Genomic DNA, 12,396 nt, shown 5'->3' on the forward strand with positions numbered 1-12,396 from the left:
GACCCGGATGGTGTTAAAGATTATGCGTTCACGATAACGGTTCGTAAGACGCTGCTCGATTTAGTAACGACTGATCCAACCGGTAAGGCACCGGTTGAAGTTGATCACGTTTATTTAGATGGCTCAGATGCAACTGGGGCCACAAGTTCGCCAAAACAGGTCATCCTGACAGTGGCGAGTCCGATGGCTGGCTCAATTGAGGATATGCAACTTCTGAATGAAGAAAACACGATTACCATCAATTTTGAAGATGATGGTAGTGCATCGGTGACGTCTGATAAAGCACCGGCAGATACCACGGATACGCAGAATCATGTGTTAAGTGCAGTTTTGGGTCAAAACGGTGTGACGACTCTAAGCGGCGCTACGATTCAGCAGAATTTACGTAGCATGGGGATTCGGATGGATGGGACGGTGGATCCTGATAACACCAATCTCAATGGTAAGGACAGCATGGCGCTACTTTCGCCGAATATCACTAAGGTGACGTACGTTTATGACCAAGATGCGGTTGCTGAAACCCCGGCTACTGATGCTAATCAGGCGATGTTGGATAAGTTGACGGACTTATACAAGCAAGCGATGTCTGATTTTGGCAACGATGCTAAGCATATTGATGATACGGTGGATGCGTCAACGCCACTACCTGGTCAGAATGAAGGCGGTAACGAAACCGTTTCTAATGGTCAGGCCAATGTTGGCATCGCAATTTACATTAAGAATGCCGAAACTGACGAGATCACACCGTTTGATATGGGTGGCGGGCCATTAGTTGACTGGCACGTATACGACAAGGACACCACGGTGCCGCTTGATATGACGATCAGCTATGATGGTGTCAACTACCGCTACGTTGGGTATGAGATTGCGCCTGCTGACGGGTCCGTTGATGGTTCGCAGTTGAATCCGAATAACTCGTTACCAGTTAAGACGGGCGCTTTGGTTGCTGGCGTTGATGAAAATGGGGCTGCCATTGAGGTTGCGCCAACGACTTTGATGAACGCTATTTATGAAACTGTCCCAGCCGAGATTACAGCCAACTACATTTACGACGATGCGGATCAAACTCAGGTTAAGCCAACGCAGACGGTGACGCCTGACCAGGCGAGTGACGTGACGTTACCAACCACTAACCTTGAGAAAATCGTGCTGACGTCTGGTAATGGTGAGAACGGTGTCCCAACAACGTTAACGCTGAAGTTCAATAGTGACTTTACGGTAACGCATTTGATTTTGAATGAGGGGACTGACAACGAGCTTGTCTTGCCAGTAGCCACTGAAACGTTAGGGGCTTTCTTAGATACCAACGAGGCGGGTGCCGATTTGAGTCAGGCGGTTTTGGATGATTTAGCCGGTTCCGGCATCGGGGAGGACGCAACTAGTCCAGACGTCTATCAGGGCTTCTTGGCCAACCTTGCGAAAACCGGGATTCACATTAACGGTAACGTGGTGCTTACTGATCCTGAAACTTACACGCAGTTGAAAGATGTGACTTACGTCTACGCAGCGCCAGACAAGCAACCAGTCACAATTGAGGCGGTTGACGATGTCACGGGCGATGTGCTGGAAACGGCCGAGTTGACCGGCTACCCAGACTTCACCACAACGTACGATACGCAGGCGTTGATTGATAAATACACGGCGATGAACTATGTGGTTGCCGCCAACGATATTCCGGAAGTCATCACGTTTGATGATGATTCGACTGCGCCGCAGGTTTACCAGCTGCATTTGACCCACCACGTAACGCACTCAACGGCTGAGACGACTCAAACGGTGACCTTTACAGATGAGGACGGCAAGACGATGGCACCTAGCGTTGATGAAACGATTACTTGGAACGTGTCGACGGATGACGTGACTGGCGATAAGGTGGCGACAGCTCAGAAGAGTTACGATGCGGTTAATGCGCCGGTAATTGAAGGCTACGTGGCAACGCCGACCGTGGTTGCGGCAAACTACCCAGCGGCGACGAAGGGTGAGTTGGCGGATACGACCGTGCAGGTGATCTACAAGAAGAAGGTTGCGGCTGGTGATGGTGGTACGACGACACCGGGCGGCACTGACGTTACGCAACCTGGCACGGATCAATCGACGGGGACGACGCCGGAAGCTGAACAGCCAACGGTGGTTGAACCTGGTGGTGAGACGACGCCTGAAACTGAGCAACCAGGGGCTGAAGAACAACCGGCTGCTGGGGTTGATGGTGAAGACGCTGAGACGCCTGAAACCGTGGCTTCTAATGGTACGGCTACGGGTAACATTGAAGCTACCAATGGCCAGGCTTTAACTGGTCGACTTGCTGGTAGTCAAGCTTCAAACGCTGACGCGCAACGGTTGCCTCAAACGGCTGAACGTGATGGTCGGGTTGGTTCTGTGATGGGATTGGCTTTGGCTGGAATGTTGAGTTTACTGGGGTTGAGTGGTTTGCGGAAGAAGCGGGATTAGGGTTCGTTTGAAATAGATTGGATTGAGAGTGTCATCCTTGTTTGTGGGTGGCACTCTTTTTGTTTGGTTGGAGTGCTGATCAGATAACAAAAAACAGCGCCACCACCCGGAAGCAAGTTTTCCGGATGGTGGCGCTGTTCAGTTTGGTGACCAAGTCACTTAATGACTGTGGTCTGACACATGCAAGACTTGAATAAGTTTGTGATGCGTTTGCTTGATGCTAGAAACTAATTATTCAGCGTAGTTTGAGTTACCTGAATCAGTAGTTGTAGTGTTAGTAGGTGCAGCTACTTCGGTACGATCGAAGACAACCTTGATGGTGTCACCGTACTTAGCAGTTGAGGCGTTGTTAGCCTTAGTAGCATCAGCATCGTACTTGTAGAAGTAAACCTTACCAGTTGATGATGAAGTACCGTAGTAACCGCCGTCAGTAGTGCCAGTGAAGGCCGTAGCTAAGTTAGCGAAATCAAAGGTGCTGCCATCAGTACCAGTAAAGGTCTTGGTTTGAACGGCAGTAGTCAATGAAGGATAGGCACCAGTAGAGAATGCGGTCTTAGCTAAGGTTGCGGCAGTGCTTGCAGCTGAACCAGAGTTGATGTAGTAGAATGAAGCCTTTGAAGTAGCGGCCTTAGCAATGGTTACGTAGTATGAACCACCGTAAGTAGCGTTAGCAGCATCGGTTTCATCAGTAGCAGTGTAGCCTGATGGTAAGTTAGCTTCACCGAATTGAGTCAAAGTTTGGCCGGCGGTGTTAGTGTCGCCGCTAACTTTTTGACCTTCGGCAGTAGAAGTGCCTGACTTAGCGATGAACTTCTTAGTAGCAGTTGAGATGACGTTCCGGTTTGAATCACGGTAAACGACAGTTACACTGTTGGCTGAAGTTGCAGTAGGTTCTGCGTTAGTTTGGCTAACGTTAGAAGCCTTAACCCATGCGCCAACTAAACCGTTAGTGGTTGAGCCATCAACAGAGGCAACTTGGTAGTAAGTGTCGCCTTCACGTGAAGTGGTCTTAGCAGCACCGAAAGTAAAGGTAGAATCTTTGTAGGCGCTAGTTAAAGCTAAGACAGTGCCGTTAACCTTAGCACGACCAACTTTGTATTGGGTGTATGAAGGTTCCTTGAAGAACAAGGTGTTGGCAGTGTCACTAGTAGCAGCACTCAACTTGTAAGTTGCGTCGCTTGCTGGGGCAGTGGCAGTCTTAGTGGTTGCGTATGAAGCAATCCCACCACCAAAGTCAGAAGTTGACTTACCACCGTAAATCCAGCCACGGTATGAACCGTCGAAGGAAACAACCTTGTAGTAAACTGAGCCACGAGTAGTCTTGGCAACACGGTAAGCACGGAAGTTAGCCTTACCAGAAGTTGAACTGTTTAACTTCTTAGCGGTAGTGGTCGTAGCAACCACTTTAGCGCCCTTTAAAGTACCAGCCTTAGTGTATAAAGCGTTGCTACCAGTTAAGGTCACGTTACGAGTAGTAGCGTCAGAGGTCAAAGCAACGTTTGAACCTGAAGCGATTTTAGCATAAGTCTTAGCAGATGCGGTCGTTGAAGCTGCACCGGCAGCGGCAACGAAGGAAACAGCAGCTAACCCTAAATAAAGGGATTTCTTTAGTCCTGATTTCATTAGACAGACTCCTTTGTGTTTGTGAGATATGTACACCAATATCTGATTACTGGTGTTGAAGCTATAATAACATCTAACCCGTGACAACTGTCAAACATTATGATTAATTTAACATTTCAATTTTGTAAAAATAGTAACGTAATTGGAATAATTAACGAATAATTACCCTTTTATTAGCTTAATAAGGTGACATGTCAAAGGTTGGTTACGCAATCATACAATAGGTAGAAAAGTGACTAATAATCGTCAAATCGCCCGTAAATGCACTCTGGTTCATCAAATTTTGAATTTTGTCAAAATATGAGGCTGGTAAACCGTTGATTCTAATTGTATTCGCTTACTAAACGTGATATTCTTCTCATATAATCACTAATACGTTACATTTTGGGGGATACGATAATGAAAAAAGCACTGACAGGCATCGTGGTCACCGCAGCGGCATTTGTAGGGGTAACCCTTGCGACGATCCAACCAGCCCAAGCATCATCAACCAAGTTTACGGCGAGTGAAATCAACAAACCAACTGGTTACTTCAATAGTACGAAGGCGCAATATGCGTTCCACTGGAAGACCGTGAAGAACAAGAAGGGGACTGTTCACTACCTGATTTTTGGCGACTTCAGCAAGCCAGCTTTATCAACTGGGGTTGTGAGCGCTAAGTATAAGTTGAGTAAGACGCACCGGACGTTAACGACGACGTACCGGGCAATCGACAGCAAGGGGAACTTGGGGAAGACTTATAAGTTTACGTTGTATAAGCAAAGTAGCACGAAGTACCGTGGTTACCTCACTTATCAAGGGGTCAACGTCCACCAATTGAGCACCAAGGGAACGGCGTACACGTTTACGAAGACTAAGACGTCTCCCGCAACTAAGTTTGCCCAATACGCAAAGCCAACGTTGACGAGCTACTACACGGATGAATTGAACGCAAACGTCCAAAAAGAATACCAAGAAGGCATCGCGGCTGGTAAGAACTACAAGGATCCAGCAACTGATAGCGATGTTCAAGCGAAGATCAAGGATACTGTCAATACTCAGGTGGCCAGTGACTTGGTAACTTTGGCGAAGTCGTTTAATGGCTAGAGTGCGGAACGAAACGCTTTGAGAGCGGCGTATAAGGGCAACGAGCTGAAAAGGCCTGGTTTTTGGCCTTTTTAGCTCGTTGCCCTTATACATAGCTCTCAGTTTCGTGCAGCACGTTTCGGCTCGAGGACAGTAATGAACAGTAACTAGATAACCAACCAAAAGCGAGTAGCTGAAACCAATCAGCCACTCGCTTTTTTAACGCCCGTCATCTAACCAGAATTTCCCCGCCCTAGCCATATCATTTTAAGGACGAACAGCGTAAAATAAGGAGTGAAAAGGGTTGCAAAAAGGCAACGGATGGTTGCTAAATCACAACTAGGAGATAGACCAAGATGGACGAACACGAAGAACTCTTTGTTTACGGGATTTCAGAGGTTACGGATTATTTGATGACCCATCATTTAGACTATCAGCAGATGTCGGTGGCCGACTTGTATCAGTTGGCGCACCGGACATTGCTGTCCGCTGGCGAATTATTGGAAGAGTTCGAAGGGCAGCGAAGTCAGTTGAAGCTCTTGGCGGGATTTGACCCTCGGGTGCTGGGCAACTTTGTCTACCAGACCGGGGTTAAGTTGGCTAATGGCGATTTTCCGATTTTGGACGAGGGTGACCGGCAGTACGCTAACATGATCGCCTCGTTTCTGGGGGCGACTACGCTGGACCAGTTCGATCTGAATATTGATGGTGAAAAGCAGTTTAACTTCTTTGAAATGCTGAGTTTTGCGCGGGTCGATTATCTTCGACTGTTAAACGGCGATGATGCGGATCGCTTCACGGTGTTTGTTAACGATCAGGACCCGGAACCGATGCAGATTGAGATTCAACGCGACGGCGTTCAAGTCGTGATGCCGGATGGCATTGCGAATGGGCCGGAGCTGGTGGATTATATGAAGATGGCCGTGTTGTTTGGGTATGAGGGTGTGGATTAATGCGCCTATTCAATTGAAAATAACGTCATAGCGGGTAACTTCTCGATGCTGAGAAGTCAGCTCGCTATTTTTAGCTGATAATTGAAAAAACGTAAAAGTGTAGGCAAATGCCACGCCAATTCGGGTCGTACCAGCTATACTGAACTTGATTCATAAATTCAATCTAGTTAAGGGGTGTCTCGGTATCATGGCAAGTAGCAAACGAACCACTGGTGAAACAATCGGTAAGGTAATTGTCAAACAAAACGGAAATCGGCTTTCAGTAGATTTACCGGATAATGCGACCGTTGCTGAGGGAGCTGAGTTTTTGCTGATTCAGCAGGACAATGGTGACCTGTTGTTTAAGGCACCGGATGAAAATGGTGGGTGGCAGATTGACGAGTTGGCGCATAAATTGAAAAATGATAACCCGTGGACGAATGGCGAGTATGATGACTATGACTTTCGCAAGGCGCTTGAGGACACCGGTAACTATGGCATGCAGAAACCCGTTGGTCGCGAGATTCCGGAACCGTACGAGGGCGAAGAGTCAACGCCTAAGAATCGTCAGTCAAAGCCGGCCAGTTACTTTGATACCATTGATTTTGAGAAAGAACTGGCTGATTTAGGCGACGTTGATGATGAGCGACCAGACCATTCGTAGGTTTGGCGTGTTAGTGATGCCCGTTAATGGCGGGTGTCAGTGAAAGACTATAGCGGATAAGTCATGAATGAGACGATTGTTGTTATGAGTGTTTGTTAGGATGATGGATTTTGAAAACTACATAGTATTAAAACAAAGTGGTCTCCCGGGTTAATTTCCGCTCTTCTAGTCTTGACCCCCACCCCCAAATGTGGGATGTTTAAAGGTAAGGAATTTATCAGAAAGTTCGGAGGAATCGCCATGGGGATTCGTGATATGTTTAAAAGTAAGCCGGAGCCGCAACCTGGCTTGCGGAGTAGTCGGTCGGCCAACACTAGTACTAATAATACGGTAACGCCGACGCAACCAACTGGTTCATCAGAGGACCGGCACGCAACTGAGAATAACGACCGGGTGCGTCCAGCTGCTCGGCCAACGACGGTGTCGCCCGTTTCGTCCTTAGTCAGTGCCAAGCAACGCTTAGCGGCGGTTGCGCAGGACTACAACGCGAGTCGAGAAGTGCTGCAACGGCTGTTGTTTACGCAACAGGAAACGGTTCAGCAACAGGTGACTGATTTGTCGGCTAAATTAGCAACGGCGAAGGAAACCAGCACTACGGTATCTAAGGACCTCAACCACTTGCAGGATGAGGCCGAAGCTGAGGGCGAGGCCGCGATGGGTGACCTCAAGCAACAACAGGATGCGCTGGACGCTGACGTGAACACGCAACAGGGCCAAATCGGCAGTGTGCTGGCAAACGTCAACGAGTTGGGGCATGAGCTAAAGGTGCTGCAACAGCGCAAGGAGAAGTTGCAGGCGGATGAAGCCGAAATTTCGGAAGCCTTTAAAAGCGAAACTGACCCGATGAAGATCGTGGCGTTGGCTGACAAATACCGTCAGGAAATTGACGACAACCAGCAACAACTCGATAAGACCACGCAAATGATGACTGAAGTTGAAACAAAACGGGATCAAGTTAAGGCGCAGTTGAAGGAATTGCGAAGCCAGTTAATGGAAACGCAAAAGCAACAACAAGCCCTTGATGATCAGCGCGAAACCTTGCAGGAACAGGTTGCTACGGCCAACGAATCTCGTAACCAACAAATTGAAACGTTGAGTGAACAGTTGACCGATGCTGAAAGCCAAACCGCGCAGCTACAGCGTGAACTGGGTGAACAAAATGACAAGTTAGCCCAGATCAATGCCGATATTCGGGACTGGTTATCCGTGCCGGTACCAGTCAATGGGTTGATGATGGATACGGATACTGAAGTTATTTTTGACATGGATAGTTTTACGGCTGACCAACTCCCCGTTGTGAAGCAGGCGGCGCAATTGTTGTTGCGGCGCGGGGTGAAGCAGTTAGGGTTGTTTACGGCGACCTTTGCGATTGACCTCAGCGAGCATTTAGCTAAGTGGGCGGATGCGTTAGGCATCGATAGTGAACGGTTGAAGATTCACAGTCCGTTGTATGATTTACAACACGAAGGTGACTTGAGCGCTAAGGTTAGTTTGCCAAGTGATCCCGTGATGATACGTGGAACGATGACCGCAGTGTCCGGACGTTAACGTTGGCCGATCAATGGGAAGTTAAGGTGCGCTATTACAACGATGATGCTACCAACATCGCCTACATTGGCTACTACAAGGCTGGCCAGTTGACGGAAGAAAGCACGGTCAACGCAGCTGGGGTACTAGCGGCGAACCGCTTCTACCAAGAGGATGGCAAGTTGGACCGAGACGAGTACTACCGTCAAAACGGTTTGGGTGTGTTGACGGTGCACTATTCGGATGATCAGCTAAGCCAAATCGAAGTGCTGAACCCAGCGGGCATGCAGGTACAGGCCTTCGGTGATTTGGACGGCTTCAACCAGTGGTGGTTAGCGAATGAATTTCAAAATACCGGCTTGTTGGTCGGCGCCATTGAAAATGACGACTACCGCCAGTTGGCCGGGGTGGTTCAAGGCAGCGTTGCCGGTGTCGTGACGCAGGCGGCGGTTGCTGCTGATCAGTTGGTCGCGTGGGCGGATGCGTTCAGTGAACAACAATACTTCGCGGAAAACTACGAGACGGAATTGAAACTCATTGAGCGGTTGGATCGGTCGGTTAATGTTAGTTTGATTGATCAGCGGAATATGCCGGTTACGATGGGGGTCATCCAGAGCGCGGAGTAAGGCGGTTAGAGCGCGGCGTGTAAGGTGACTTCAGTGAAAGCGCTCGGGCTTTGAGCGGTTTTACTGAAGTTGCCTTACACATAGCGCTTTGCCTTACGCAGCGCATTTCGGCGCGGTGGCCAGAACGCGGAAGAGCGGACAGGCTCCACTAACTGGTTGACTTGCGGAAAACAAAAGCCCAAGCGGCGCCGAAACCAAAGTAGTAGTCGTGCGCGTCGCAAGTAGCACTCGCTAATCGAAGGATACCGTGCAAACGAGATTCGGTAACAGAGATGCAAGTTGACGGATGCACGCACTAAATAGGAAAAAAACGACCTCAAACAACCATTAAATCTCAACCAAACAGCGAGTCACCACCAATCAAATGACGATTGATGATGACTCGCTGTTTTTTAGATAGTTTGCAGTTCCGAGGCGTAATCATCTAAATGAGATGCATCCGAAAGTTAGATGAGAGCACGGACGCAAATGTCGACTAGGCAATCTAGCGAGATGTCGGTTGGCTTGGCATGGGTGGTTTTGGCGATGTGCGGTTTGGCAGCGTTGTTTTCGGCTGGTTTTGAACTTGGGTTTCTTGGGGTTTCTGGTAGATTGTGAAGCCTGTCAACGTTACCTGTTTTCGGCCACCACGCCGCACTCTCAAACCTTAAGTTTTTCTCACGTTCCTATGGATAAATTAACGAAAGTGTTAAAATATAGTTAGCTAACAAGGGGTTAGCAAGCGGCATTTTGCCAATAAAAAAGGAGTGTCATTTCATGAAATCTGGATTGAAAAAGTCACTGTATTTCGGCCTAGCAGCAGTGTCTGTTTTGGCAGCATCTACCTTAGCCACCACTACAGCCAGTGCTAAGACCTACGCAAAGGTTACTTCTAACAAGACGATGACGACGGCGCCTGAAACCCGTAACGTTACCGCCAACGGAACCAACGCCTTATACACGAAGGCTGGTACGTTAAGAGGGGCACGTGTCGTTGCATCTAAGTCAACGATGGCAGCTTTAGGCAACTCAAAGAAGTCACAAAACTACTTCCGCGCTTACCAAGTTGCAACAACGAACCGCGGTTCGGTCTACTACAAGATCGTGTCATTTGATGGCAAATACCGTGGGTGGATCTACGGCGGTAAGACCACCACTGCATTTGGCGGTGGGATCACTTCTGCTGACACCATGACAGCCGCTGCTAAGCCAACGACTACGACTGGTTACACCTTAGTTGATGCAACTAAGAACACACTTTGGGTCAACCCATCTTACTCTCAATACAAGGCTAAGAAGGCTGACATGAGCGGCTACACTGCCGGCGATACCTTTACGGTTACTGACGCGGCTACTAAGACGCGTGAAGGCTGGTTATACTACAAGGTCGTTGACGACAAGAACGCCAACGTTACTGGTTGGGTTTACGCTGATGGTTTGAAGTCAACTGCCAACAGTGTCACTGTAAACTACGTTGATTTAGCTACCACTAAGAGCGTTGGTACGTTGAACATGCCATTTGGCACTTACGCAACTTCAGCTACTGCCGCATCAGCTAACTTGACGACCGGGACTGCCTTCTCAGCAATCTTGAAGGGTATCCCAACTGGTTACGTTGCTGCCAACACGGCTAACAACAGTTCTGCTTCGTTCGCTAGCTTGAGTTCAGCTTCAACTGCCCCAGCTGGTTCTACTGTAACGTTCTACGTTAACAGTTCATCAAGTACGACGGCTAACAAGACCACTACGATTACGATTAACTTGCACACCGCTGCTAACGCTGGTGACAAGATTATCAGTTTATCAAATGATCAAACAGTTGCACTTAGAGCCATTGCTTCTCAAGCTAAGTATCAAGTAGCTGCAGGTTCAGCAATTAGTGCTGATACTGTTAAGAGTATCCTTGAAAGTGCCGGCTTATTGACGGTTGGTAACTACACGTATACGGGTATTGATGCCGCAACTGCAACGACTGGGAGCAACCCAACCATTACAGTTACAGCACGTTATGCTACTAAGTAAAGTTTAAAATAGGTATTTAAAAACAGCTTTCCTCATTTGGGGAAGGCTGTTTTTTAGTATTTAATACTGATGGGGACAATTACAATCTGGCGAACGAGCTAAATCGGTATGTGACAACAGCAAAGTCAGTTACAATGCCAACTGTAAGTTATTTTGAGCAAGCGTTCTAAAGAGAGGGGAAATCATTATTGAGCGAAGTTGCCATTCATCTTGATGATCAATTAAAGCAAGCGTTGATCGAAAAGTTAGCCGTAATTGGCTTAAGCATAGACGAGTACGTCAATCTTGCTGCTCGCCAATTACTTGTTCAAGGAAAAGTGCCGTTTGAAATTATGACAGAAATAGACGTTGTTACCGACACAACGAGACGAGCATTAGTACTAGCCGAGGCCAAAGAACTTGGCATCGTTCCAGATGATTCGCCAGAGTTTAGCACAATCGAGGCGCTAAAGGTCTACTTAGATCAATAACCCCGTTCTCAATCCCATCGTTTGCCAATCCCCACCAACTCCGTTACCATAGACCTAATCATTAAAAAAACGGAGGCACTAATGGACAGTCAACTTGCTTATAAATACGTCATTTTAGCCATGAACGCGGTGACCGTGTTCTACCTCGTTTATGTGCAGCGGCACCTATTAGTGCCGTTTGAAGATTATCGGGGCCAGATGACGGTGATGAGTCGGTATTTTGAAACGATTCGTGACAGCTTGACCTCGAAGCAGGGCAGATTGATGAGCAGTGCCACGGTCTTTATCAACTTCATTTTGCCGTTGATGGTCTGCTGGTTGCCATCCATCGCTCACATTGTGCTGGTGCGCACCCACGTGATTCAAGATTTGATCACGATGGTCTTCTTCACGATTTTGTGGGGCGGATTAGCCGCAATGTCGGTGCTGTTCGTGAGCCGCAACCGGATGCCGTTGCCCAAACGGCTAGTCCGAACGACATCAGGCTACTTGTTGATCATCCTAGCCAAGATTCGGGGCGCAGTTTGGTCAAATACCGCCAATCCGCTACCAAGCTGGGCGCAGCCGAAAGTACCAACTAACGGTGATCCTGATGATCCCGATACGAAACTTTATGCTGACTTAGACCGTAATGCACCAGCGTATCGAGCGTTAGCGGACCGTATTAACCAAGCCCATACTCAGGTAGTGCAGCTGAGTTCGGATGAACTGGAAGAGTTGTATCAGCATGGCATGCAGGTGCAAGATAGCGACCAAACGTTATCTTTGTTGTCACTATACTTGATGCGGGTAGATGCGGTTGGTGGAATGAAGGTCATGGGCGATATTTTTGAGTTTAAGAGTGAAGAACAGCAACGCTTGGAGTACCGGACATTTGTGCGGACGCAGCGGGTGATGATTGGGATCGTTTATGCGGTGTTGGCGTTGCAGTTGATTCAGCAGGCATTATAGAGCAGAGCGCGGAGCAAGGCGTTTAGAAGGTGGCGTATAAGGGCGGTCCAAGTAAAACTACCGGTTTTTGGTAGTTTTACTTGGACCGC

Annotated in this window: 10 protein-coding genes; 9 read left to right on the forward strand and 1 reads right to left on the reverse strand. The window is 48.2% G+C overall.

The annotated features are described in order from the left end of the window. On the forward strand, nucleotides 1-2,448 hold a 2,448-nt coding region (locus JCM2765_RS14390; RefSeq protein ID WP_156301813.1), incomplete at its 5' end, for a mucin-binding protein. A gap of 231 nt (nucleotides 2,449-2,679) precedes the next feature. Here JCM2765_RS14390 and JCM2765_RS14395 read toward each other — a convergent pair. After that, nucleotides 2,680-4,071 carry a hypothetical protein gene (locus tag JCM2765_RS14395; RefSeq protein WP_054737324.1) on the reverse strand — a complete coding sequence of 464 codons (1,392 nt, stop codon included), beginning with the start codon at nucleotides 4,069-4,071 and terminating at the stop codon, nucleotides 2,680-2,682. A gap of 399 nt (nucleotides 4,072-4,470) precedes the next feature. Here JCM2765_RS14395 and JCM2765_RS14400 point away from each other — a divergent pair, with 399 nt between their 5' ends. The 8 genes from JCM2765_RS14400 (at nucleotide 4,471) to JCM2765_RS14435 (ending at nucleotide 12,307) form a co-directional block, all read left to right on the forward strand. Next, on the forward strand, nucleotides 4,471-5,157 hold the full coding sequence (locus JCM2765_RS14400; RefSeq protein ID WP_054737325.1) for a hypothetical protein: 687 nt from the start codon (nucleotides 4,471-4,473) through the stop codon (nucleotides 5,155-5,157). Between the two features lie 335 nt (nucleotides 5,158-5,492). Beyond that, the gene (locus tag JCM2765_RS14405) at nucleotides 5,493-6,089 is read left to right on the forward strand and encodes a hypothetical protein (protein ID WP_054737326.1); all 597 of its coding nucleotides are present in this window, start codon (nucleotides 5,493-5,495) and stop codon (nucleotides 6,087-6,089) included. Between the two features lie 187 nt (nucleotides 6,090-6,276). After that, the gene (locus JCM2765_RS14410; protein ID WP_054737327.1) at nucleotides 6,277-6,732 is read left to right on the forward strand and encodes a hypothetical protein; all 456 of its coding nucleotides are present in this window, start codon (nucleotides 6,277-6,279) and stop codon (nucleotides 6,730-6,732) included. A 240-nt stretch (nucleotides 6,733-6,972) separates the two neighbouring features. Beyond that, nucleotides 6,973-8,280, forward strand: coding sequence for a coiled-coil domain-containing protein (locus JCM2765_RS14415; RefSeq protein WP_054737328.1), 1,308 nt, complete (start codon nucleotides 6,973-6,975; stop codon nucleotides 8,278-8,280). A 2-nt stretch (nucleotides 8,281-8,282) separates the two neighbouring features. Further along, on the forward strand, nucleotides 8,283-8,885 hold the full coding sequence (locus JCM2765_RS14420; protein WP_054737329.1) for a hypothetical protein: 603 nt from the start codon (nucleotides 8,283-8,285) through the stop codon (nucleotides 8,883-8,885). A gap of 756 nt (nucleotides 8,886-9,641) precedes the next feature. After that, on the forward strand, nucleotides 9,642-10,886 hold the full coding sequence (locus JCM2765_RS17645; RefSeq protein ID WP_054737330.1) for a hypothetical protein: 1,245 nt from the start codon (nucleotides 9,642-9,644) through the stop codon (nucleotides 10,884-10,886). A gap of 188 nt (nucleotides 10,887-11,074) precedes the next feature. Beyond that, nucleotides 11,075-11,356, forward strand: coding sequence for a hypothetical protein (locus JCM2765_RS14430; RefSeq protein ID WP_054737331.1), 282 nt, complete (start codon nucleotides 11,075-11,077; stop codon nucleotides 11,354-11,356). 81 nt (nucleotides 11,357-11,437) lie between these two features. After that, nucleotides 11,438-12,307 carry a hypothetical protein gene (locus JCM2765_RS14435; RefSeq protein ID WP_054737332.1) on the forward strand — a complete coding sequence of 290 codons (870 nt, stop codon included), beginning with the start codon at nucleotides 11,438-11,440 and terminating at the stop codon, nucleotides 12,305-12,307. Nucleotides 12,308-12,396 lie beyond the last annotated feature (89 nt).

Origin of the sequence: Secundilactobacillus similis DSM 23365 = JCM 2765 (genome assembly GCF_001311075.1) — a bacterium.
Classification (GTDB): Bacteria; Bacillota; Bacilli; order Lactobacillales; family Lactobacillaceae; genus Secundilactobacillus; species Secundilactobacillus similis.